The following is a 23,016-nucleotide window of genomic DNA, read 5'->3' as shown; positions in this document are numbered from 1 at the left end:
CGGTCCACCGCATCCCACGGAGCCGCCCGGTGAACGACGAGCGTGACCCCCGGCGCACCCCGCCGCCGCCCCCGCCCCCCGGTCCTCCGCGGTCCCGTCCCCCGATGCCCCCGCCGGCACCCCGACCGGGCGTGGGCCCCCGTCCCCCGATGCCCCCGCCCCCCGGTCGTCCACCGGTGGGCGGCCGTCCCGCACCCGCGGGGCCGCCGCCGCGCCCGGTCCCCCAGTCCCCTCCGCCGCTGCTGACCCACGACGACTCCGGGGTCGGCCACTTCGACCCCGTCGTCCGGCCCGCCCAGGCCGGTCCGCGCACGGCCGCCCCGCAGCGCACCGGCCGTCCGCCGGCCCGCGGTGCCGCGGCGGCCGCGGCGGCACCGGCCACGGCCGCCCGTCGTGGCGGCGGTGGCGGCCGCCCGCCCGGCCCGCCCGGTCGTCCCGACGGTCGCGGTCCCGGGGACGGCGGTGACGGGCGGAAGAAGCCCGGCCGTCGTCGCCGGCTCCGGCGCTGGGTGATCGGGCTCGCCGCGTTCGCGGTGATCGGCCCGCTGGTCGCGTTCGCGATCGGCTGGCTGGTGTTCCCGGTCCCCAAGGCCGACGACATCGCCGTCACCCAGGTCGCGACCTTCACCTACACCGACGGCGCCCCGCTGGCGACCGTCCGGCCGGACAACGTCAACCGGACCAGCGTCGACCTGTCCCAGGTGCCGGTGCCGGTCCAGCAGGCCGTGCTGTCCGCCGAGGACCGCACGTTCTTCTCCAACCCCGGCTTCGACATCACCGGCATCGCGCGGGCGGTGATCAACCAGCTGTCCGGCGGGATCGGCGGCGGCTCGACGATCACCCAGCAGTACATCAAGGTGACCACCGGCAACGACCAGTACTCGCTGTTCCGCAAGTTCCGCGAGGTCGTGCTGGCCGCGAAGATGTCCAAGGAGATGACCAAGGAGCAGATCCTCGGCAACTACCTGAACGCGATCTACCTGGGTCGCGGCGCCTACGGCATCCAGGCCGCCAGCCAGGCGTACTTCGGGAAGAACGTCCAGGACCTGAACGCCTCCGAGGGCGCGATGATCGCCGGGCTGATCCAGTCGCCGTCGCGCTGGGACCCGGCGAAGAACCTCGAGATGTCCCAGCAGCGGTGGAACTTCGTGCTCGACGGCATGGTCGCCCAGGGCTGGATGACCCAGGCCGACCGGGCGCAGCAGAAGTTCCCGCAGTGGCGCGAGGCCTCCGCGGCCGAGGGCGGCGGCATCCCCGGCGACGACAAGGGCCACATCTACAACGCGGCCCGCGCCGAGCTGGAGAAGCTCGGGATCTCCGAGACCGAGATCAACACCCAGGGTCTGACGGTCACCACGACGATCGACCCGAAGGCCCAGGAGGACGCGGCGACGGCCGTCCAGAAGGTCATGGACGGCCAGCCCGGCAACCTGCGGTCCTCGCTGGTGTCGGTGAACCCGAAGACCGGCGCGATCATTGCCTACTTCGGCGGGGAGAACGGCGTCGGCCTCGACTACGCCTCGGTGCTCAAGCAGCCCGGCTCGTCGTTCAAGCCGTTCGTGCTCGCGGCGGCGCTGCAGGCGAACCCGCCGGTCGGCCTCGGCACGATCTACGACGGCTCCTCCCCCCAGGAGCTCGCCGGCACCACGGTCACCAACTCCGAGGGCGTGAGCTGCGGCCAGTGCTCGGTGAAGGAGGCCATGACCAAGTCGATCAACACGGTCTTCTACCGGATGGGCCTCGACGTCGGCCCGCAGCGGGTCGCCGACGCCGCGCACCAGGCCGGCATCCCCGCCGACCTGCTGCCGAACCCCACCGGCGGCATCTCGCTGGGTGACCGCGAGGTCCACCCCGAGGACATGGCCGCCGCCTACGGCACGTTCGCGGCCGACGGCATGAAGCGCGACCCGTTCCTGATCGCGAAGGTCACCGCCAGCGACGGCCGGGTCATCTACGACCGCGGCAGCACCGACAACGGCCAGCAGGTCATGCCGGCCGAGGTCGCCCGCAACGTCACCGAGTCCATGACCGACGTCGCGAGCTCCTCGCGGATCGGGCTGGACGGGCGTCCGGTCGCCGCGAAGACCGGCACCGTGCAGAGCAGCGTCCAGGGCCAGAACAACGACGCCTGGACTGTCGGCTACACCCCGTCGGTGTCCACCGCGGTGTGGGTCGGCACCGACGACAACACCCCGATCAAGAACTCCGCGGGCCGCCCGGTCTACGGGCGGATGCTGCCCGGCTCGATCTGGCAGTCGTTCATGAACGACGTGCTGCAGGGGACGCCGGTGGAGCAGTTCTCCGACTTCGAGCCGATCGGCCAGGCCCCGGCCCGGGCCGTCTCGAACGACTCGGGGCAGGGCGACGACCAGCAGCCGACCACCACCCAGGAGCCCGGCGACAGCCGCGACAACGGCGACCGCGGGGACCGGGGCGACCGCGGGAACCGCGGCGACCGGGGTGACTCCTCGGGCGACGGCTCCGGTGACGGATCCGGCGACGGCAGCAGCGGCGACCCCGGCAACGACGGCAACAGTGACGGTCCGCCCGGCTCCGACGCGGGCCGGGACCGTCCGGGCCGCGGGGGCGACAACTGACCGCAGGCGGCCGGCCCGGAGCCGCACCGCCCGCCCCCCGCGACGCGCCGGGGGCGGGTGTCCGGGACCGGGAGATCCCGACCTGGACCGAGCCGCTGGCGCGCGCCGCCAGCCGGGTCGTCGGCGGCCCGCTGGGCCGGCACGCACTCGTCGGACGGTCGCGCTGGTGGACCCCGCTGCGGGTGGTGCTGCTGCTCGCCGTCGTCGTGCTGGCGCTGGGCTGGCTGGGCAAGGCGGCCTGCCTGCAGCAGTACCGCACCCCCGACGGTGCGCTCGCGCTGGACTGGCGCAACGACCGTCAGTACGTCGCGATGTGCTACTCCGACACCGTCCCGCTCTACGGGCTGGAAGGTCTCGCCGACGACGCCGTCCCCTACCGCGACGCCTGGTTCGAGACCGCCGCCGACGGCTCCCGCACCGCCCGGTACATGGAGTACCCGGTGGTCACCGGGATGTTCCAGTACCTCAACGCGCAGCTGACCGACGGCTGGCAGTGGCTGGCCGAGCGGCTGCCGCTGCCGACCGCGCTCGACGTCGTCGTCTACTTCGACGTCACCGCGATCTGGCTGGCCATGGCCTGGCTGGTGGTGGTGTGGGCGGTGCTGATGCTCCGCCCGGAACGTCCGTGGGACGCCGCGCTGGTCGCGCTGTCCCCGCTGGTGGCGGTGCACGCGTTCACCAACTTCGACACGCTCACCGTCGCGCTCGCGACCGGGGCGCTGCTCGCGCTGCGCCGAGACCGTCCGGTCTGGGCCGGGGTGCTGCTCGGGATCGGCGGCGCGGCGAAGCTCTACCCGCTGCTGTTCCTGCTGCCGGTGCTGCTCGTCGGCTGGCGACGCCGCGCCGACGGCGGCCTCCCGCGAGCCGCGTGGACGATCGGCGCCGCGGTCCTCGCCTGGCTGGCGGTGAACCTCCCGGTCGCGCTGGCCTGGCCGCGCGGCTGGGTCGAGTTCTTCCTGCTCAACCGCACGCGCCCGGCCGACCCGGACTCGATCTGGTACTCGCTGTACTGGTTCACCGGCTGGTCCGGCTTCGACGGCCCGCTCGGCGACGGGCAGTCCCCCACCGTGCTCAACACCGTCACCGCGGTGCTCATGGTGCTGGCGTTCGCCGCGATCGCCTGGCTCGCGCTGCGCGCGCAGCGCCCGCCCGCGGTCGCCGAGCTGGCCTTCCTGACGGTCTCGGCGTTCCTGCTGGTCAACAAGGTGTGGAGCCCGCAGTACTCGCTGTGGCTGGTCCCGCTCGCGGTGCTCGCCCTGCCACGCTGGCGGCTGCTGCTGGCGTGGATGGTCGTCGACGCGCTGGTCTGGGTGCCGCGGATGTTCCAGTACCTGGGTGTCGCGAACAAGGGACTGCCGCCGGAGCCGTTCCTGGTGACCGTGCTGGTCCGCGACGCCGTGGTGGTCGCGCTGTGCGTGCTCGTCGTCCGGCAGATCCTGCGGCCCGGCACCGACCCCGGCCGGGACCCGGAGCCCGTGTGGCCGGTCGGCCCGCGGGTCTCCCGGTCCCGCGTTCCCGCCGTGCCCGCCGCTGCGGCGTCCGCCGTGGCGGTTCCCGCACGGGGCGGGCGGCGTCGGCGAGGGGACGGCGGCGGTTCCGGCGCCACCGGTTCCGTCGGGGCGTCCCGGCCCGGTGGCGCGACTCGGGCCGGCGGGATGTCTCCGTCCGGTGGTGCGGCAGGTTCCGCGGGCTCCGGCCGCTCCGGCCGCGCGGCGGCACCCGAGCCGTGGCCGTCCCGGGCGGCCCGCCCCCGGCGCGACCCCGCGGACTGAACCGCGGCTGCTCCTCGCGTCGCCGCACCCGTTGTGCGGTGGCCGCGCCCCGGCGGTTGTTGCTCCCTCGCGGTCGCCGCACGCCGGCGGTTGCTGCCCCCGGCGGTCGCCGCACCCCCGCGGTCGCCCCCCGCGGTCGCCGCACCCGGTCGCGGTCGCCGCGCCCCTCGCGGTCGGAGCCCGCCGCGGTCGCCGTCCCCCGGCGGTCGTCGCACCCCGGGTGACGTTGTCGCGCCCCTCGTGCGGCCGCCGCACCCTCTGCGGCGGGTGCGACGACCTCGTCCGGGGTGCGACGGCAGGCGTCGTGGTCGTCCCGGGCGGCGCGCACCGGGGCCTGTGCGGCGCGCACCGGCGCGACGGCGGCGTGCCGCCTACCGCCCGTGCCGCCTACCGCCCGTGCCGCCTACCGCCCGTGCCGCCTACCGCCCGTGCCTCTCGCCGCCCGTGCCGTCGGGCGCCGACCGTAGGGCCGGGCGCCGACCGCGTGCGCCGGGTGCCGGGCGCCGCACAGGGTGTGGTGGCGCCGCACAGGGTGTGACGTGTGCGGCGGCGACGGAACCTGTGCGGCGCCCGGGCGGGTGCGACGATCGGTGCATGGCCGACGACGTGGTGGTCCCGGAACCGGTGCAGCGCCAGCTGCGGGAGCGTGTCGAGGCGGCGCTGACGACGCTCCCCCCGGCCGAGCGCCGGGCCGCGTCGGAGGCGGATCGGGCGGGGAAGCGGGCCGCCGCCGTCACGCTGACGCTGCTGCCGGTCCCCGGTGCCACCGGCGACGGCCGTCTCGCCGACGAGGTCGCGTTCGTCCTGACCCGGCGCGCCCGGTCGCTGCGGGCGCACTCCGGGCAGTGGGCCCTCCCGGGCGGGCGGCTCGACCCGGGGGAGACCGCCGAGCAGGCGGGGCGCCGCGAGGTGTCCGAGGAGATTGGGCTCGAGCTCGGCCCGGACCGCGTGCTCGGCCTGCTCGACGACTACCCGACCCGCTCCGGCTACGTCATCACCCCGGTCGTGCTGTGGGCCGGCGGCGCGGGCGAGCCGACGCCCAACCCGGACGAGGTCGCCGAGCTGCACCGTCCGCCGCTGGCCGAGATCGACCACGAGCCCCGGTTCCTCACGATCCCCGAGTCCGACGCCCCGGTGATCCAGGTGCCGCTGTTCGACCGCTACGTCCACGCCCCCACCGGCGCGGTGCTCCACCAGTTCCGCGAGGTCGTCCTGCACGGTCGTGCGACGCGGGTCGCGCACCTGGAGCAGCCGGTGTTCGCCTGGCGCTGAGGAACCCGACCGACGTCCCGGGGCGCGGCCGGGCGGTGCCCGTCGCCGGTCGGGACGGCGCGGTCACCCACGGCGGGCCCGGCGTCGCCGAGCGGCCGGCCGACCTCGGCGGTGCCACGGACGGGGCGCTCCCGTTCCGCTGCTCGGGCCGATCCGGGCGGCCCGCTCACCGCCAGGGTCCTACCGCCTGAGCCCGCCTCAGGTGTGCTCCCGCAGGAACGCGATGTCGCGGGCCTGCCCCTCGGCCGGGGTCTCCACCACGACCGGCGCCCCCGCCGCCGCGACGACGGCGGCCAGCTCGTCCGGCGGGATCGTCCCGTCGTCGATGTTGGCGTGCCGGTCGCGGGCGGAGTCGAACGCGTCGCGCGAGTTGTTCAGGTGGATCAGGTCGATCCGCCCGGTGATCCCCCGGACCCGCTCGACGATCCCGGCCAGCTCCTCGCCGCCGGCGAAGGCGTGGCAGGTGTCCAGGCAGAACCCGACGCCGAACTCGCCCACCGCGTCCCACAGCCGGCCCAGTGCGTCGAACCGGCGGGCCATGGCGTTGTCCCCGCCCGCGGTGTTCTCGATCAGGACGGGCATGTCGAAGCCGTGCTCCCCGGCCTGGCGCTCGACGAACTTGCGCCAGTTGTCGATCCCGACGGCCGGGTCGTCGTCCTTCGTGACGTGCCCGCCGTGCACGACCAGGCCGAACGCGCCGACCTCGGCGGCCCCGGCCAGGTGCTGCTGCACGATCTTGCGGCTGGGGATGCGGATCCGGTTGTTCGTGGACGCGACGTTCGCGGTGTAGGGCGCGTGCACCACCACCGCGACGTCCGACGCGGCCAGCTCCGCCGCCCGTGGGTGCGGCGGCGGCTTCTTCCAGCCCTGCGGGTCGGACAGGAACAGCTGGATCACCTCGGCGCCGACCTCGGCGGCCGCGGCCAGGGGGTCCTCGGCGTCGCGGACGTGTGCTCCGATCTGCATACGGGCACGGTAGCGAGGACCCCCGACAGCCGTCGGCCGCCGGTCAGGCGTCGGCGATCGAGAAGTTCACCAGGCCGCCCTCCACCGAGGTCACGGTCACCCGGGCCGGCAGCTGCTCGCCGCCGACGGTAAGGGTGCAGGTCTGCACGGCGCCGGGGCGCGGGGCCAGCTCGCCGTCGCAGGTCGTGGTCTCGACCGGCCGGCCCATGGACGCGGTGACCTGCTCACCGACGGTCCTCGCCAGCACCTCCGGCGACACCTGCCGGGCCTCGGTGGTGATGTCGAAGTTTGACCGTGCCGCCGTCGACGGCGCTGACCGCGGCCACGGCGTCGACCGGCTGGCCGCCGGTCGTGAACTCGCAGCGCAGGGTCCGTCCGACCTCGGCGGCCAGGTCGGCCGGGCAGGTCACGGTGCCGGCGTCGATCGCCACGCCCTGCCCGCCCAGCTGGGTCGCGATGGTGGAGGCGACCTGGTCGCGCGGCACCGACGAGGAGCAGCCCGCCGCCGCCAGCAGCCCCGCGGCCGCCACGAGCGCGGCGAGGGCCCGCGGCGCGCTCACGCCGCACCGCCGGTCAGCAGCGCCCGCCAGGACTTCCCCGCGGTGCGCCCGGTGGCGATGTCGTGCACCGCCCGGCTCGCGACGAACGCCTCGCCCACGGCGGTGTCGAACAGGGCCGCGGTCGCGGTGTCGGCGCCGTTCGGGCGGACCAGCGTGATCCGCCGCAGCTGCCCGGCGACGGTGGCGCGGAAGCCCCCGCCGAACTCGTACCAGGGGAAACGGACGTCGGTGACGGCGTCGAGCGGCTCGTCGAAGACGGGGCCGGTGTCGGCGACGAACGACAGCCGTCCGTCGGCCAGGACCAGGATCCCCGGTGTGTTCATGAGCCCGGACAGGATCCAGGCGTGGCTGCGGAAGTGGGTGGTGCCAGACACGAGCTCTCCCCCGTGGTCGTCGGCGCCCGCGGACCGGGCACCCGTACGACGACCGGCGTCTCCGCGGGCACGGCCCGAACCCATCCCAGCGATCTGGGGAACCGCGTACCCGCAGGTCGGGGCCGGAACGGCCGTTGCTAGGCTGTACCGGCATCCCCGCAGCTCCCGCGCATCCGCCGGAAACTGTCGGGGTGCACTGAGAACCTCCTGTCACGGCCGTCCGGGCCGTGACCGTTTCGAGTCCATAGGAGGTGAGTGGTTCTCATGCGTCATTACGAGGTCATGGTCATCCTCGACGGCGGCCTGGACGAGCGCACTGTGCAGCCGTCCCTGGAGCAGTTCCTCACCGTCGTGAAGAACGACGGCGGATCGGTCGAGAAGATCGAGGTCTGGGGCAAGCGCCGCCTGGCCTACGAGATCAAGAAGCAGGGCGAGGCCATCTACGCGGTCCTCGACATCACCGCTGAGCCGGCCACCGTCACCGAGCTGGACCGCCAGCTGGGTCTGAACGAGTCCGTGCTGCGCACCAAGGTCCTGCGCAAGGACGTCACCCGCACGCCGGCGCCCGCCGCCGGCTGATTGGAGCCGTCATGGCCGGCGAGACCGTCATCACCGTCGTGGGCAACCTGACGGCGGATCCCGAGCTGCGGTTCACCCCGTCCGGCGCCGCGGTCGCCAACTTCACCGTGGCGTCCACCCCGCGCACCTTCGACCGCCAGTCCGGCGAGTGGAAGGACGGCGAGGCGCTCTTCCTGCGCTGCAACATCTGGCGCCAGGCGGCGGAGAACGTCGCCGAGTCCTTGACCCGCGGCGCGCGCGTCGTGGTCCAGGGTCGTCTGCGCCAGCGGTCGTTCGAGACCAAGGAAGGCGAGAAGCGCACCGTCGTGGAGATGGAGGTCGACGAGGTCGGCCCGTCCCTGCGCTACGCGACCGCCAAGGTCAACAAGGTCAACCGGGGCGGAGGCTCCGGTGGCTTCGGTGGCGGCGGCGGTGGCTACGACGGTGGCGGCGGCGGTGGCGCCCGACAGGGCGGCGGTTCCGGCGGTGGAGGCAACTCCGGCGGCGGCTATGACGACCCCTGGGGTTCGGCCCCGCCCGCGGGCAGTGGCGCCGCGTCCGACGACGAGCCCCCCTTCTGATCCACGTACCTCTCCGCCCGTGACGGGCGGAGGACGATCTCCAGGAGCACCACCATGGCCAAGGCCATCGTGCGCAAGCCGAAGAAGAAGGTCTGCGCTTTCTGCAAGGACAAGGCCCAGCTGATCGACTACAAGGACACCGGTCTGCTGCGGAAGTTCATCTCCGACCGCGGCAAGATCCGTGCCCGTCGGGTCACCGGCAACTGCCGGCAGCACCAGCGGGACGTCGCCGTCGCGGTGAAGAACTCCCGTGAGGTCGCCCTGCTGCCGTACACCTCGACCGCTCGCTGAGGAAGGGGAGACACATGAAGCTCATCCTCAACGCCGACGTCCCGAACCTGGGTGCCCCGGGTGACATCGTCGAGGTCAAGGACGGCTACGGCCGCAACTACCTGCTCCCGCGCAAGCTCGCGGTCGTCGCCACCCGTGGCGCCGAGAAGCAGGTGGAGCAGATCCGCCGGGCCCAGAAGACCCGCGAGATCCGCGACCTGGGCCACGCCCAGCAGGTCGACTCGCAGCTGCGCAACATCAACGTGACCGTCCCGGCCAAGGCCGGCGACACCGGCCGTCTGTTCGGCTCGATCACGCCGGCCCAGGTCGTCGACGCCGTCAAGGCGGCCGGCGGCCCGCTGCTGGACAAGCGCAGCATCGACGTCCCGGGTCACCTCAAGACCCTGGGCAAGCACCAGGTGCAGGTCCGCCTGCACCCGGAGGTCACCACCGAGCTGCCGATCGCGGTCGTCGCGAGCTGAGCGGTCCGGTGGTCGTACGACCACCGAGCGTGAACAGGGCGGTGTCCGGAGCCATGTGCTCCGGGCGCCGCCCTTTCGCGTGTCCGGGGCCGGCCGGAGGGGCGTCGTGCACACGGTGCGCAGTCCCGGATGGACGATCGACACCGATCGGACGACCCCACACCGGATGCCTTGTCACGCAGCCGACACGCCGTGCGGTGACGACCCACTCGTCGGGCGGGCCTGTGGACGCGCCGGGCGGTGAGCGGTCCGCCGGGCGCTCCGACACGCCCGTACGCGGCGTGCGACGACACGCCAGAGCAAAGTTGTCCACAGCTGTGAGTATGCCTCTGACCTGCGCAGACGGCCCATTCCGCTGCGCTGTCCCCAGGTTGTCCCCAGCACGGTCCCGGGACGGGCGGCATCCGTGCACAGTTCATCCCCAGTTCGATCACCAGGCCGGTTCGCCACGGGCGGTACGGCCGACCTAGTGTCGGCCGTACCGGTACGCGAGCGCCTTGCTCCCCGGGCCGCGCCCGCCGCGGTCCGTCGGGCACCGCGCCGGCCGGCAGATCACCGACGACGGTCGCGGGTGGGCAGCACGTACCACTCGCGCGTCGAACGTGCGTTCGGTACTGTGTCCACCGGGGGTGACGCTGCGTATGGCTCTGACGGACGATCGTCCCGGCAACAAGCCCCGTGCGGTCCGTGACGGCGAGAAGGCCTCCGGACCCGGCGAGGGCGCCACGTTCGACCGTCAGCCCCCGCAGGACCTCACGGCCGAGCAGTCGGTGCTCGGCGGCATGCTGCTGAGCAAGGACGCGATCGCCGACGTCGTGGAGGTCCTGCAGCCGGAGGACTTCTACCGGCCCGCCCACCAGACCGTCTACGAGACGATCCTGGACCTCTACAGCCGTGGCGAGCCCGCGGACGCGGTGACCGTCTCGGCGGAGCTGCAGCGGCGCGGTGAGCTCGTCCGCCTCGGCGGCGCGCCCTACCTGCACACCCTCATCGCGACCGTGCCCACCGCGGCGAACGCGGCGTACTACGCCGAGATCGTCGGCGAGAAGGCGGTCCTGCGGCGGCTGGTCGAGGCCGGCACCCGGATCGTGCAGCTCGGCTACCACGGTGCCGACGGCGGCGACGTCGACGACGCGGTGGACCGGGCCCAGGCCGCGGTCTACGAGGTCACCGAGCGCACCACCACCGAGGACTACACGGTGCTGGAGGAGCTCCTCCAGCCCACGATGGACGAGATCGACGCGATCGCCTCCCGGGGCGGCCAGTCCACGGGTGTGCCGACCGGCTTCGCCGACCTCGACCAGGTCACCAACGGTCTGCACCCGGGCCAGATGGTCGTCGTCGCGGCCCGGCCGGGTCTGGGCAAGTCGACCCTGGGTCTGGACTTCGCCCGCTCCTGCTCCATCAAGAACGGCATGACCAGCGCGTTCTTCTCGCTGGAGATGAGCAAGTCCGAGATCGTCATGCGTCTGCTGTCCGCGGAGGCCCGGATCCGGCTGGCCGACATGCGCGCCGGCCGGATGTCGGACGAGGACTGGACGCGGATGGCGCGGCGGATGTCGGAGATCTCCGAGGCGCCGCTCTACATCGACGACTCGCCGAACCTGACGCTGATGGAGATCCGGGCCAAGGCGCGCCGGATGAAGCAGCGCTACGACCTGAAGCTGATCATCCTGGACTACCTGCAGCTGATGACCTCGGGCCGCAAGGTCGAGTCCCGTCAGCAGGAGGTCTCGGAGTTCTCCCGGCAGATCAAGCTGCTGGCCAAGGAGCTCGAGGTCCCGGTGGTGGCGATGAGCCAGCTGAACCGTGGTCCCGAGCAGCGCACCGACAAGCGGCCGATGCTGTCGGACCTGCGTGAGTCCGGCTCGATCGAGCAGGACGCGGACATGGTGGTGCTGCTGCACCGCCCCGACGCGTTCGAGCAGGACGACCCGCGTGCCGGTGAGGCCGACCTGATCCTGGCCAAGCACCGTAACGGCCCGACCACGACGATCACCGTCGCCCACCAGCTGCACTACAGCCGGTTCTCCGACCTCGCCCACGGCTGAGGCCGCCGGTCGCGCGACCGCGCGCCACGGCCACCCCGTCCGTCCGGGGAGGCACCGGTCACTGCGCGGTTCCGCCGGGGAGGCACCGCGCGGTGCGCGGTGCGGGGGTGCCGGGTCAGGCGGTCCCGGGGTGCGCCTGCGGCCCGGTGGTGGCCGCGACGGCCAGGGCGAGGCCGGCCACGAGGATCCCCGCGACGACGACCGGCACGCTCACCAGCACGGCACCGAGCAGCAGCACGATCAGCGCGATCCCCAGCAGCATCGTCGGGAACGGGCCCGAGCCGTGCACGGTGCGCCGGTCGCGGGCGAACCCGGCGAGCAGCCGTCCGCCGTGGCGGGCCGGGGCGTGCAGTGCGGCGTTCAGTGCGGAGAACCGGCGGACCAGTCGCGGGTCGGTCAGTCGCAGCTGCACCTCGATCTCGTGCAGTCGACGGTTCTCGCGCTCGCTCAGCACCTCGGAAACCCCTCGTGTCCACGTCCCGGCAGACACGGTCGTGCCGCCGTCCGGCGCGGGCGTCGTCGATCCGGCCTGGTACCGACGTTACGTGACCGATTCGTGATCTCGCCGACCGGGCCGCCCGGCTCACATGCGCCCGTCCTCACACCGGGGACGGGGCCCGGGGTCACCAGAGGGAGACGCGATCCCGGCGGGGGCCCGCGGGGGCCCCGAGGCGGGCGATCAGCGCGGCCCACGAGCGTGCCGTCCCCGGTGTCCGGGACGGCCGGGGGCGGAGCCAGCGGACCGCGAGGTCCGGGTCGTCCGGGTCGACGTCGAAGCGTTCCCGGCGCGGGAGCCGGGTGGCGCTGCGCAGCTCGACGACGGTCCCGCTCGCGACGGACTGGACGCCGTAGAGGCAGCCCGGCGGGACGAGCAGCCGCTGCGGGCCCTCGAGCAGGGCGACGGCGAGCCGGCCGAAGGTGTCGGCGTCCGGCCGGGCGTCGATGACGACGGCGTAGCCGCTGCCGCGGGGGACGCCGAGCAGCACCGCGTCGCCGGGATGGCCGAACAGGCCGAGCACGGCGTCGCGGGCCGGGCGGCGCCGTCGTCGCACGGTGAAGGCGGTGAGGTCCGGGCCGGACGCGTCGGCGGCGGTCGGGTCGAGCAGCAGCGCGCCGGGCACCACGGTCCGTACGACGTCCACTCGACCTCCCTCGGGTCCGGTCACCGCGTGCGACGGGCGCGCGGTGGGCTGCGGTTGGGGTACCGGAGACGACAACGAGCGGCCTCGGCCCCGGTGACGCTGCGCGAGTCCACGTTGCTCCGATCGGGTTCACAGCGGGCTTTCAGGCCCGGTACCTACTATCGGGGCTAGTACTGCTGCGACGAAGGGGTGGCGCATGACCGACGACCCGACGCCGGGTACCCGGTGCCGTGCCTGTGGCGGTGCCGCGGGCGCGGTCGTGCTCGACCTGGGCGAGCAGCCGCCGTGGGACCGGATGCCCGCGCGGGACGCCCCGCTGCCCGACCCGGCCGCCCCGCTGCGCATGTGGCTGTGCGCCGGCTGCGGTCTCGCCCAGCTGCAGACCGACGCCGCGGTGGCCGAGGAGCTGCACGGCGTCGAACCGCGGGCGATGGCCGAGCAGAGCGACCGCTCGGTCGGTCGGCTCGCCCGCGCCGGCCTGGTCCGCCCGGGCGGCCGGGTCGTGGAGTTCGGCAGCCCGCACGGCGGGTCGTGGCTGCCGCGGCTGACCGGGCGCGGCATGACCGCGCTCGATCCGGGCGCGGTGTCCGCGGCCGGGCGGGCCGACCTCGTCGTCGACTTCTACGGGCTGCTGCACGAGCCCGACCAGGCCGATGCGCTCGCCCGGCGCGTCGCGCTGCTCGCCCCCGGCGGGACGCTCGCGCTCCAGTTGCTGTCGCTGGGCACCGTGCTGCGCGACGGCCAGTGGTTCGACCTGCGCCACGGCCACTACGGCTACTGGTCGCTGCCCGCCCTGGACACCGCACTGCGCCGGCACGGCCTGGGCGTGCACCGGGCGTGGTGGTACCCGCTGGCCGGCGGGACCGTGCTGGTCACCGCCCGGGCCGGGGCCGAGCCCGACGCCGAGACCCGCCGCCTCGTCGACGAGGAGCGCGCCCTCGCCGTCACCGAGCCGTCCGGGTTCACCCGGCTGCAGGCGGCCGCCGACGACACCCACCTGCTGCGCGACTGGCTGGTCGCCGAGCGGGCGGCGGGACGCACCGTCGCCGCCTACGGCGCGGCGTCCCGCGCGGTGCCGCTGGTGTGCCGCGCCGGGCTGGACGCGTCGCTGCTGGCCGCCGTCGGGGACGCCTCGCCGGCCAAGCAGGGCCACCGCATGCCGGGCAGCGACGTGCCCGTCGTGTCCCCCGACGAGCTCGCCGGCCTGCGCCCGGACCGTGTCCTGCTGTTCCTGCCCGAGCTCCTCGACGAGGTCCGCGCCGCGTTGCCGCAGGTGGAGGCGGCGGGTGGTCGCTGGGTCGTGCTCGCCCCGGGACCACGTGCGGTGGAGCCCGTGCACGCTCTGTCCGGCTGCTGAACCGGCGGCCCACCGACCGGGGGAGCATGGGGGGTTGCGGTTACCCTCGGACCCGGGAGGCAACATGCGTGGTCGACTCGGCGAGCTCGAGGGCGCCGTGATGGACGTGCTGTGGGGCGACGCGGGTCCCTGCCGGGTGCGCGACGTCCGCGCCCGCCTGGCCCCGGCCCGTCCGCTGGCGTACACGACCGTCATGACGGTGCTCGACAACCTGCACCGCAAGGGCTGGGTGCAGCGCGAGCTGGACGGCCGCGCCTACCTCTACACGCCGGCCGCGAGCCGCGAGGAGGAGACCGCGCGCGCCCTGCGCGCCCTGCTCGACGGCCCCGGTGACACCGAGGCCGTGCTCCTGCACTTCGCGCGCTCGGTGTCCGAGCGCGAGTCCGCCGTGCTGCTCGCCGCCCTCTCGGGCCCCGACCGCGGCTGACGCCGTCGCCCGGAGCCGACCGGGCCACCGTCGTCGGGAGAGCGCCGACCGGAGGCGGTCAGGCCGCCCGGTCGCGGTGCGGACGGGACCGCAGCCAGGCCGGACGGCGGCCGGCCGTGGCGGGGACGTCGCCGTCGCGCTCGGCGGTGCGGGTGATGTTGCGGACCATCCCGCCGAAGACGATCCCGTGGAACGGCGCGACCGACCACCAGTACAGGTAGCCGGGCAGGCCGTGCGGGATGAACACCGCCCGCTGGTGGTAGGTCGACCCGCCCGGACGCGGGCGCACCGACATCTCCAGCCAGGCCCGGCCGGGCACCTTCATCTCCGCGCGCAGCCGCAGCAGCCCCTCCTCGGGGTCGCGGTCGCTGCCGGCCGGGCGGGCCCCGCCGGGCTCGATCATCCGCTCCACCCGCCACCAGTCCAGCGCGTCGCCGGTGCGCAGGTCGTGCGGGTCGCGACGACCGCGGGACAGCCCGACACCGCCGACCGCGCGGTCCATCCAGCCACGCACCGACCAGGCCAGCGGGAACGAGTACCAGCCGCGCTCGCCGCCGATGCCCTCGACGACCGTCCACAGCCGTTCCGGGGTGGCGGTGCAGGCCTGCTCGCGCTCGTCGAGGTAGACGTCGCCGCCGGCCCACTCCGGGTCGCTGGGCAGCGGGTCGGACGGCACGTTCGCCACGGTCGCGCCCGACCAGCGGGTCTCGACCTCGCCGTCGGTGATGCGGGACAGGGCCAGCTCGACGGCGCGGTCGTAGCCGATCAGCCCGCCCGGCGGGTCGGGGATGCGGGCCTTGATGTCGTCCTCGGAGCAGACGACCTCGTGCACCAGGGACTCGATCAGCGGCTTCGCGATCGACTTCGGGACGGGGGTGACGACGTTGATCCAGTGCGCGGACAGCGACGGCGACAGCACCGGCACCGGCAGCACCCGGCGCCGGGACAGGCCGGCGACGCGGGCGTAGCGCTGCATCATCTCGTAGTAGGTGAGGACCTCGGGGCCGCCGATGTCGAAGGTCCGGTTCAGCTCGGCGGCCGGCGCGTCGATCTCCGCGACCCGGATCAGGTAGCGCAGCACGTCGCGCACCGCGATCGGCTGGATCCGGTTGTGCACCCAGCGCGGGGTGACCATCAGCGGGAGCCGCTGGGTCAGGTAGCGCAGCATCTCGAAGCTGGCCGAGCCGGAGCCGAGGATCACCGCGGCCTGCAGCACGACCGTCGGCACCCCGGAGCGCAGCAGGGTCTCCCCCACCTCCACCCGCGACGCCAGGTGGGCCGAGAGCTTCCCCGCTCCGGTGTCCGGGTGCAGCCCACCCAGGTAGACGATCCGCTTCACCCCGGCCGCGCGCGCCGCCTCACCGAGGATCAGCGCGGCCCGCCGGTCGGTGGCGGCGAAGTCGGAGTCCGACAGCGAGTGCACGAGGAAGTAGACGACGTCGACGTCCTCGCAGGCCGCGCGGACGCTGTCCGGGTCCAGCAGGTCGCCCTGCACGATCTCGGCGTCGGCGGCCCACGGTACGTCGGCGAGCTTGTCCGGGTTGCGGACCAGGCAGCGCACGTGGACCGGGCCCGCGGACGGGTCCGGGACGAGGTCGGGCTCGGGACCGTGGCCCAGCAGCCGGGGCGCGAGCCGCCCACCGATGTAGCCGGTCGCACCCGTCACGAGATAACGCACGTCGCGATCGTCCCACCGCAGGCCCTGCGCGGCAGGGCGTGCGCTCAGCCCGGCAGGGCGGGCGGCGGGTTCGCCTCGCGCGGGCGCAGCGGGTCCACCGCCCGCGGCGCGACCTCGCGCGACGCGACCAGGGACCGCACCGCGGCGGTCAGCACGGCCAGCAGCGGGACGGCGAGCAGCGCACCGGCGATCCCGGCGACGACCACCCCGACCGCGACGCCGAGCGCGACCGCCAGCGGGTGCAGCCGGACCGCCCGGCCCATCAGCACCGGCTGGAGCACGTGGCTCTCCAGCTGCTGCACGGCCAGCACGACACCGAGCACGATCAGCGCGGTCACCGGTCCCTCGGTGGCCAGCGCGACCAGCACCGCGACGGCGCCGGTCAGCACCGCCCCGATGACCGGCACGAACGCACCGAGGAACACCAGCGCGGCCAGCGGCAGCACGAACGGCACACCCGTCGCCCACAGGCCCAGGCCGATCCCGAGGGCGTCGACGATCGCGACCAGCACCGTCGCCCGCACGTAGCCGACGAGCGAGGCGAACGCCCGGCGGGCGGCGACGTCGACCCGCGAGCGCCGGGCCCGCGGGGCGAGCAGCCGGACGAAGCCCCAGATGCGGCGGCCGTCGTAGAGCATGAAGATCAGCGCGAACAGGCAGAGCGCGAACCCGGCGAGGATCTCCCCGACGGTCGCGGCGGTCGTCACCGCGCCGGAGGTCAGCGTCTGCTGGTTGTCGCGCACCGCCTGCAGCACCTGGTCGCCGAGCACACCGACGTCGATCCGGAACGGCGTCGCGTCGGCGAGCCCCTGCAGCGAGCCGACGTTGTCGGTGACCTCCGCGACCACCTGGGACGTGCCGTCGACCAGGGTGCTGACGACGGCGGTCAGCAGCCCCCCGAGCGCGGCCAGACCGCCGACCATCACCAGCGCCGTCGCGATGCCGCGGGGTACCCGCCGCTCGTGCAGCCAGCGGACCAGCGGGGCGAGCAGCGCGGACAGCAGCACCGCGATCGCCACCGGGACGACCACGACCCGCAGCTCGATCACGAGGAAGACGAGCAGCGCGAACCCGGCGGCGATGACGAGCATCCGGGCACAGGCCTCGGAGGCGATCCGCAGCGGGCGCGGGATCTCCGCCCGCGGCGACGGGCGGGGGCGCGCCCCGGCGGCCCGCGCCACGGGGTCCGCGATGTGCGGCCCGGTCCGCCCGCCGGAGGTGGCGGCGCGGTGGTGGTGGTCGGCGGTGTCGTCGACGAGGGGCTCGCTGTCGTCGTGCGGGGCCGGGGTGGCCCGGTGGGCGCCGGGCTCGGGATCGGCGGGCCGGGGGGCGACCACACGTGCGTGCCCGGCGCCGGGGTCCTCGTCCGCGGCGTGCGCCGGGTGCGCGTGGTGTCCGTCCGCGGGCGCGCGCCCACGAGGGGCAGGGTCGTCGTCGTGCCGTGGGTGCGGGATGCCGCCCCCGGCAGGAGCGGCGGGCCGCCCGGTCCGCTCCGTCATGACACGACGGTACGGCGGATCGGCCGGGGTGGCGCGGTGCACGCAACGGTGACGGCCCGGCCCCCGAGCACGGCACCCCGGACGGCCCAGCGCCGGAACGGACGGAGCAGTCCGGGCGGCCATTCGTGACGTTCCGTCGAACTACACCCGTGTAGTCGACACCCCGCGGGCCGGACCGGCACGAAGGGGTGGCGACGTGGTCACGCACCGCCGCATGGTGGCCGCGACGTGCCGGATCTTGGTCGCCCGGGCCGATGCGAGGGCCTGTCGCCGAAAGCTTCCGACGAGCTGGACTCCGCGCCGAGGTCACGGACTGCTCCAGGAGGAGTCCGGATGAACACGCTCCGTAGACAACACGGAGAGTCCCGGGCCGGTCACGCCACTCGTACGAGGGGACCTCGGAACCAGAACTGTCACCCCCGTTTCCCCTCTCGGGTGTCACCCGTTGACCGGGTGAGTGGGCCGAACGGCGGTACGAGATGTACGCGATACGGACCAGGCCGTGGGTCCCCACATGTCAGGCGAGCAGGAGGTACGGCGGGTGTACGAGTTCGACAGCGCTGCGGGTGGCCTCGAGTCGTCGATCCGGGCGCGACGCGCCGCGCAGGAGAGCTGGCCGTTCCCCGGCCGGCACGAGTCGCACGACGAGATCCAGGAGGAGACGCCGATCTTCCACGCCCTCACCGTCGGGGGCTGGCGGGACGGCCGGCGGAGCGGGAGCGCCGGCAACGCCGTGCGCCGCGTCCACCGCGGCACCGTCCGCACGACCCGCCGCGGTGGCGCGGTCCGGCCGACCGGGGACACGGTCGCCGCGTTCCACGCCGAGGTCGCACCGGTCCCGGCGCAGCCGCTCGGCCACGCGCCGCAGGAGCAGGGCGACGACGCCTGGAACGCACCGGGCGACGCCGCCATGGTGATGCTGCGCCGCCGTCGCGACGCCGAGCGCGCCGCGGACCGGGCCGCGATCGCCCACCTGCTGGGCGGTGCCGGGCGGCACCGGCTGACCCGCACGGCCTGAGCGGCGTCCGAGCGACCGGACGGGCATCCGGCCCGGTCGCTCCGCCGGCACGGGCAGCGCGGTACGGCCGTTCGGCGCCCTTTCGGGATCGGATCGGCACGCGAGGCAACCACGACACCCCCGGAGCGTCCCGGGGAGTAGCCGCACGCCACAGGCGTACGGCCGCACGGCAGGACCGGTGGGGACCGGGAGCGCCGAGGACGCACCAGAACATCCCGCGGACACACCTTGGGACCGCGGGATGAGGTGACGACCGGCTGGGGAGCTGGGTCGTCAGCACGCAAGGCGAGGGCCGGGGCGATGGTCGGAGGGAGCCGACCACCGCACCCGGCCCTCGCGCGTGCGGAGGCCACCGGCGTGGCGCGCGCGACGCCGGTGACGCCGTCGGAGCCGACCGGAGCCGTGGGGAGCGCGGTTCCGGGCAGTACGACGGGGCCGAGTGCGGGACACCCTCGTCCCGGACTCGCGTGGCGACATGATCGCCACGGAGTGTGACCGTATCGGGCGGCCGTCCGGGTCACAAGAGGGCATTCGACGCAGCTTGCGCCGTCCCGTCCGGCACACCCGTCACCACGTTCACCGCCGTCCCACCGGACGGCCGTACGACGCGCCGCGACGCGTGCTCGAATCGTTCCGCACGGTGACCCACGGCGTTCTACCCTGCGAGGGATGAGCACCGATCCCGCCGCGACCGGCCCCCGGCGCACCGACCGCCCGCTCGACGAGGCCGGCGTCGTGACGGCCGTGCGACGGGCCGCGGAACGGGGCGCCACCGTCCGCCCCACCGGCGCCGGTGGCCGCGCCCCGGGACCCCTCGTCCGGACCGAGGACGTACTGCTCGACGTGTCCGCGCTGACCGGCGTCGTCGAGATCGGCGAGGACACCGTGCGGGTGCGGGCCGGGGAGACCGTCGCGGACCTCTGCGTCGCCCTCGCCGCCGCCGGCCGGGCGCTGGCCACCGTGCCCGACGCGCCCCGCGCCACCATCGGCGGCGCCACCGGGCTGGGCATGTACGGCGGCGCCCCCGCGGAGGGCTCGCTGTCCGACCAGGTCCGCGCCGTCCGGCTGGTCGACGGCCGCGGCACCGTCCGCGACGTCACCGGACCCGACCTCGACGCCGCCCGCTGCGGGCTCGGCGCACTGGGCATCGCGACCGCGCTGGAGCTCCGCACCGTCCCGCTCACCCGGCTGCAGGTGCACGAGCGCGCCGTCGGCATCGACGAGGTGCTCGGCGAGGACCTGCTCGGCGAGCACGCCTGGACCGAGTGCGACATCGCGGTCGGCCCGTCGGTGCACGCCGGGTCCGCGGTGCTGCGCTGGGCCGAGCCGGAGCCCGAGGCGACCGGTCCGGTCGAGCGCGCCGGCTGGGGGCAGGCGGTGTCGCGGCTGGCGTCGTCGTGGTGGTCCTCCGGGGTGGGGCTGCGGTCCGGGTGGCCGCCGCCGCAGCGCTGGGCGCCCGGGACGGCCGGGCCGCCGCACGAGGTCCTGCCGGACCCGCAGCCGTGGGACCCGGACCTGTCCGAGTGGGCCGTGCCGCGTGCCGCGCTCGGGACGGTCCTGCGTGAGCTGGGGGCCGCCGTCGCCGCGCGGGGGCGGGAGCTGCGTCCCGTGCGGGTGCGCACCGGACGGGCCGAGACCGGTCTGCTGCACCCGGCGTCCGGCCGGGACACCGCCTACCTGCGGCTGCGGACCCGCGGACCGGCCGAGGAGCCGGTCCGCCGGCTCGCGGGCGCGGTCTGCGAGGACGCCGACGGACGGCCCTGCTGGACCACCCGGCACGCCTGGGGGCCGGACGAGCTCGCCGTCGCCTACCCGGGGTGGGAGGCGTTCCGCGCCGTCCGCGACCGGTTCGACCCCGACCGCCGCTTCACCGACCCGCACCTCGCGGCCGTACTCGGCCGCTGACGGGGCGCGGGACCGCTCAGACCTGCCCGCGCAGCCGCGCCGAGATCGACCGCACCGCGGCGAGCGACGCCCGGCGGTCGGCCCGGGTCGGCTCGCCGGCGTCGATGACCTGCTCGCCGCCCACCCACACGTCGTGGACCAGGCGGGAGCCGCCCGCCCACACCAGGTTCGACACGAGCTGCGCGTCGTCCGACGGCGCGACGAACGCGGAGTCGTCGGTGTCGACGTGCACGACGTCCGCCCGCCGCCCGGCCTCCAGCGCGCCGAGGTCGTCGCGGCCGATCGCGTGCGCGGCGTCCGCGGTGCCCATGAGCAGCACGTCGGCGGCGGTGAGGGCGGCTGCGTCGTCGGCCCCGACCCGCGCCATCAGCCCGGCCAGCCGCGCCTGGTGCCAGAGGTCCAGGTCGTCGCAGGAGGCGGGACCGTCGGTGCCCAGTCCCACCCGGACCCCGGCCCGGCGCAGGTCCAGCAGCCGGGCGGTGCCCGCCGCGAGCTTCGCGTTCGAGCCGGGACAGTGCGCGACGGCGACGCCGTGCCGGGCGTAGACGGCGATGTCGTCGTCGGACAGGTGCACCGAGTGCGCGGCCAGCACCCGCCCGCCGAGCGCGCCGCCGGCGTCGAGCATCGCCGGGACGGAGCCGTGGGCCTCGCGCACGTGGGTGTCCTCGCCGCGGGACTCCGCGACGTGGGTGTGCACCAGCGCACCGCGCTCGCGGGCGGCCGCGGCGACCGACTCCAGGGCGCCGGGCGGCAGCGTGTAGGCCGAGTGCGGGCCGTAGCCGAGCTCGATCCGGCCGTCGTCGTCGGGGATCACGCCGCGGGCGTCGATCCGGGCGGAGACGTCGTCGCGCATCTGCTCCCAGGTCCCGAGCCGGTCCCAGCCGGGTGCGGCGATGATCCCCGGGGTGAGCACGGCCCGCGAGCCCGCGGTGCGGACGGCGTCGGCCAGGGCGTCGGTGAAGAAGTACATCTCGACGCTGGTGGTGCAGCCGGTCCGCAGCAGGTCCAGGCAGCCCGCGAGCATCCCGGTGTGCACGTCCTGTTCGGTCAGCAGGCCCTCCGCGGGCCACATGACCTCGGTCAGCCACGGCATCAGCGGCAGGTCGCCGCCCATCCCGCGCAGCAGCGACATGGGGGTGTGGCAGTGCGTGTTGACCATGCCGGGCATGAGCAGCCCGGGCAGCGGCCGCACCACGGCGTCGGTCGCCGGCGCGTCGGAGGCCGTGCCGAAGAACGCGATCCGGCCGGTGTCGTCGACGTCGAGGACCGCGTCGCGCACGACCGGGAAGCCGGGCGTGCAGGGCAGCGCGACCGGGGCGGTGAGCCGCTGGAGGACCGTCATGTCAGCGGCGGTCGAGCAGCGAGCGCAGCGACCGGAACGGCGGCAGCCAGGCGCCCTCGTCGGGCAGGGTCTCCAGGGAGACGCGCGGCAGCGGCTCGCGGAACACGCCGTCGATGTCCTCGAGGTCGAGGAACGACAGCGTCTCCGAGGCCAGCGCGAACCCGGCGTACTCGCGGAAGCCGATCACCGTGACGTCGGTGCCGACCTCGATGAGCTTCTCCAGCGGCTCCCGGAACGCCCGCCCGTCCCCCGAGGCGACGACGACGTGGCGCAGCCTGCCCTCGGCCGAGCGCATGCCGATGTGGGCGAGCATGTCGTCGTCGACGTCGGAGTCCTCGCTGGTCTTCGGCTTGGCGAAGACGGCGAAACCCACGTTGCGCAGGGCCTCGACCCAGGGCCGGACGATGTCGATGCTGCCCGGGGCGACGTTGGTGAACACACAGGCCTCGGCCTCGGCCTCGGGGCCGGCAAGGTCGAGCAGCCAGCGGCCGACGGCGTCGAACCGCGGGCGGTAGGCCGAGGTGGGGCGGGCACCGAGCAGCGAACCGAGGCTCATGTCCATGTTGGGCGCGTCCCACACCAGCAGCACGCGCTCCTGCGGGCCCGTCGGAACGCCGCGTCCGTGTTGCCCCGTCCCGCTGCTCATGCCGGGGAGCCTAGCCGCCGTCGCCCCGCCCGCCCGGCCCGGCGCCCACGCGGGTGAGACTGTCCCCATGGAGAACCCACCGGCCGCGCCGGACCAGGTCGCCGCCCGGACCGCCGCGATCATGCGCGACGGCGACCGGGCGAGCCGTGCGGCGGGCGTCGACGTCGTCGCGGTCGCCCCCGGACGGGCGACGGCGACGATGACCGTCCGCCCCGACCAGGTCAACGGGCACGGGGTCTGCCACGGCGGCTACCTGTTCCTGCTCGCCGACACCGCGATGGCCTACGCCTGCAACTCCCACGGCGTCTCCGCGCTGGCCAGCGGCGCCGACATCGCGTTCCTGCGCCCGGCCCGCGAGGGCGACGTCCTCACCGCCGAGGCCGTCGAGCGCGCCGCGAGCGGCCGGTCCGGGCTCTACGACGTGACCGTCCGCACCGCCGACGGGACGGTCGTCGCCGAGTTCCGGGGACGCACCCGGCAGGTGCCGGGCCTGAGCCCGGTCGCCGCCCGGCCCTGAAC

The 23,016-nt window shown here is 75.0% G+C and carries 23 protein-coding genes; 13 read left to right on the top strand and 10 right to left on the bottom strand.

Annotation, left to right across the window (positions count from 1 at the left end):
- Positions 1-149: 149 nt before the first annotated feature.
- The 3 genes from DMP17_RS26655 (at position 150) to DMP17_RS26645 (ending at position 5,641) form a co-directional block, all read left to right on the top strand.
- Positions 150-2,597 (top strand): transglycosylase domain-containing protein, encoded by a 2,448-nt coding sequence (locus DMP17_RS26655; protein ID WP_337830939.1) that lies wholly within the window; start codon positions 150-152, stop codon positions 2,595-2,597.
- Positions 2,594-4,369: a glycosyltransferase family 87 protein gene (locus DMP17_RS26650; RefSeq protein ID WP_443217977.1), complete on the top strand. Its 1,776-nt coding sequence runs from the start codon at positions 2,594-2,596 to the stop codon at positions 4,367-4,369. Before DMP17_RS26655 ends, DMP17_RS26650 begins: the two co-directional genes overlap by 4 nt.
- Positions 4,370-4,963: 594 nt before the next feature.
- Positions 4,964-5,641 carry an NUDIX hydrolase gene (locus DMP17_RS26645; RefSeq protein ID WP_226354436.1) on the top strand — a complete coding sequence of 226 codons (678 nt, stop codon included), beginning with the start codon at positions 4,964-4,966 and terminating at the stop codon, positions 5,639-5,641.
- A 198-nt stretch (positions 5,642-5,839) separates the two neighbouring features.
- On the opposite strand, the gene DMP17_RS26640 is transcribed toward DMP17_RS26645, so the two are convergent.
- The 4 genes from DMP17_RS26640 to DMP17_RS26625 are packed head-to-tail and all read right to left on the bottom strand — an operon-like array spanning position 5,840 to position 7,541.
- Positions 5,840-6,607: a deoxyribonuclease IV gene (locus tag DMP17_RS26640; RefSeq protein ID WP_337830938.1), complete on the bottom strand. Its 768-nt coding sequence runs from the start codon at positions 6,605-6,607 to the stop codon at positions 5,840-5,842.
- Between the two features lie 43 nt (positions 6,608-6,650).
- Positions 6,651-6,854 carry a DUF4333 domain-containing protein gene (locus DMP17_RS26635; RefSeq protein WP_337830937.1) on the bottom strand — a complete coding sequence of 68 codons (204 nt, stop codon included), beginning with the start codon at positions 6,852-6,854 and terminating at the stop codon, positions 6,651-6,653.
- Positions 6,832-7,167, bottom strand: a complete 336-nt coding sequence (locus tag DMP17_RS26630) for a DUF4333 domain-containing protein (RefSeq protein WP_337830936.1) — start codon at positions 7,165-7,167, stop codon at positions 6,832-6,834. The genes DMP17_RS26635 and DMP17_RS26630 overlap by 23 nt, the downstream gene beginning before the upstream one ends.
- Complete coding sequence (locus tag DMP17_RS26625) at positions 7,164-7,541, bottom strand: hypothetical protein (RefSeq protein ID WP_337830935.1); 378 nt, start codon at positions 7,539-7,541, stop codon at positions 7,164-7,166. Before DMP17_RS26625 ends, DMP17_RS26630 begins: the two co-directional genes overlap by 4 nt.
- A 264-nt stretch (positions 7,542-7,805) precedes the next feature.
- Here DMP17_RS26625 and rpsF point away from each other — a divergent pair, with 264 nt between their 5' ends.
- The 5 genes from rpsF to dnaB all read left to right on the top strand — a co-directional run bounded on the left by rpsF (position 7,806) and on the right by dnaB (position 11,483).
- Positions 7,806-8,120 carry a 30S ribosomal protein S6 gene (gene rpsF / locus DMP17_RS26620; RefSeq protein ID WP_062398960.1) on the top strand — a complete coding sequence of 105 codons (315 nt, stop codon included), beginning with the start codon at positions 7,806-7,808 and terminating at the stop codon, positions 8,118-8,120.
- Between the two features lie 11 nt (positions 8,121-8,131).
- Positions 8,132-8,680: a single-stranded DNA-binding protein gene (locus tag DMP17_RS26615; protein WP_208822721.1), complete on the top strand. Its 549-nt coding sequence runs from the start codon at positions 8,132-8,134 to the stop codon at positions 8,678-8,680.
- Between the two features lie 54 nt (positions 8,681-8,734).
- Entirely contained in the window at positions 8,735-8,971 is a 237-nt protein-coding gene (gene rpsR, locus DMP17_RS26610; RefSeq protein ID WP_085915038.1) for a 30S ribosomal protein S18, read from the top strand.
- A gap of 14 nt (positions 8,972-8,985) precedes the next feature.
- Positions 8,986-9,432 carry a 50S ribosomal protein L9 gene (rplI, locus tag DMP17_RS26605; RefSeq protein ID WP_226354433.1) on the top strand — a complete coding sequence of 149 codons (447 nt, stop codon included), beginning with the start codon at positions 8,986-8,988 and terminating at the stop codon, positions 9,430-9,432.
- A 641-nt stretch (positions 9,433-10,073) separates the two neighbouring features.
- Positions 10,074-11,483 carry a replicative DNA helicase gene (dnaB, locus tag DMP17_RS26600; protein WP_062403954.1) on the top strand — a complete coding sequence of 470 codons (1,410 nt, stop codon included), beginning with the start codon at positions 10,074-10,076 and terminating at the stop codon, positions 11,481-11,483.
- 115 nt (positions 11,484-11,598) lie between these two features.
- Here dnaB and DMP17_RS26595 read toward each other — a convergent pair whose 3' ends face one another.
- Together DMP17_RS26595 and DMP17_RS26590 are read right to left on the bottom strand one after the other, a co-directional pair.
- Positions 11,599-11,937 carry a DUF3040 domain-containing protein gene (locus DMP17_RS26595; RefSeq protein WP_337830934.1) on the bottom strand — a complete coding sequence of 113 codons (339 nt, stop codon included), beginning with the start codon at positions 11,935-11,937 and terminating at the stop codon, positions 11,599-11,601.
- Positions 11,938-12,106: 169 nt separating this feature from the next.
- Positions 12,107-12,625, bottom strand: coding sequence for a dTDP-4-dehydrorhamnose 3,5-epimerase family protein (locus DMP17_RS26590; RefSeq protein WP_226354431.1), 519 nt, complete (start codon positions 12,623-12,625; stop codon positions 12,107-12,109).
- Between the two features lie 196 nt (positions 12,626-12,821).
- On the opposite strand from DMP17_RS26590, the gene DMP17_RS26585 reads away from it, so the two are divergent.
- A complete protein-coding gene (locus tag DMP17_RS26585; RefSeq protein WP_337830933.1) occupies positions 12,822-13,982 on the top strand; it encodes a class I SAM-dependent methyltransferase in 1,161 nt (386 codons plus the stop codon).
- 64 nt (positions 13,983-14,046) lie between these two features.
- Positions 14,047-14,409, top strand: coding sequence for a BlaI/MecI/CopY family transcriptional regulator (locus DMP17_RS26580; RefSeq protein WP_337830932.1), 363 nt, complete (start codon positions 14,047-14,049; stop codon positions 14,407-14,409).
- A gap of 58 nt (positions 14,410-14,467) precedes the next feature.
- Here the strand turns inward: DMP17_RS26580 and DMP17_RS26575 are convergent, their stop codons facing one another.
- A complete protein-coding gene (locus DMP17_RS26575) occupies positions 14,468-16,087 on the bottom strand; it encodes an SDR family oxidoreductase (RefSeq protein WP_226354428.1) in 1,620 nt (539 codons plus the stop codon).
- Positions 16,088-16,131: 44 nt separating this feature from the next.
- Entirely contained in the window at positions 16,132-17,586 is a 1,455-nt protein-coding gene (locus DMP17_RS26570) for an AI-2E family transporter (protein ID WP_226354427.1), read from the bottom strand.
- Positions 17,587-18,127: 541 nt separating this feature from the next.
- On the opposite strand from DMP17_RS26570, the gene DMP17_RS26565 reads away from it, so the two are divergent.
- Both DMP17_RS26565 and DMP17_RS26560 read left to right on the top strand, forming a co-directional pair.
- Positions 18,128-18,604 (top strand): hypothetical protein, encoded by a 477-nt coding sequence (locus DMP17_RS26565; RefSeq protein ID WP_226354426.1) that lies wholly within the window; start codon positions 18,128-18,130, stop codon positions 18,602-18,604.
- Between the two features lie 669 nt (positions 18,605-19,273).
- Positions 19,274-20,509 (top strand): D-arabinono-1,4-lactone oxidase, encoded by a 1,236-nt coding sequence (locus DMP17_RS26560; protein ID WP_226354425.1) that lies wholly within the window; start codon positions 19,274-19,276, stop codon positions 20,507-20,509.
- A 16-nt stretch (positions 20,510-20,525) separates the two neighbouring features.
- Here DMP17_RS26560 and DMP17_RS26555 read toward each other — a convergent pair whose 3' ends face one another.
- A complete protein-coding gene (locus tag DMP17_RS26555; protein ID WP_226354424.1) occupies positions 20,526-21,851 on the bottom strand; it encodes an amidohydrolase family protein in 1,326 nt (441 codons plus the stop codon).
- 1 nt (position 21,852) lies between these two features.
- The gene (locus DMP17_RS26550) at positions 21,853-22,497 is read right to left on the bottom strand and encodes an NYN domain-containing protein (protein ID WP_073576110.1); all 645 of its coding nucleotides are present in this window, start codon (positions 22,495-22,497) and stop codon (positions 21,853-21,855) included.
- A 67-nt stretch (positions 22,498-22,564) separates the two neighbouring features.
- On the opposite strand from DMP17_RS26550, the gene paaI reads away from it, so the two are divergent.
- Positions 22,565-23,014, top strand: coding sequence for a hydroxyphenylacetyl-CoA thioesterase PaaI (paaI, locus tag DMP17_RS26545; protein ID WP_443217912.1), 450 nt, complete (start codon positions 22,565-22,567; stop codon positions 23,012-23,014).
- Positions 23,015-23,016 lie beyond the last annotated feature (2 nt).

It is taken from the genome of Pseudonocardia sp. TMWB2A, from assembly GCF_017312135.1.
Note: the sequence above shows the minus strand (reverse complement) of the source record. Positions and strands in the feature narration are given on the sequence as shown.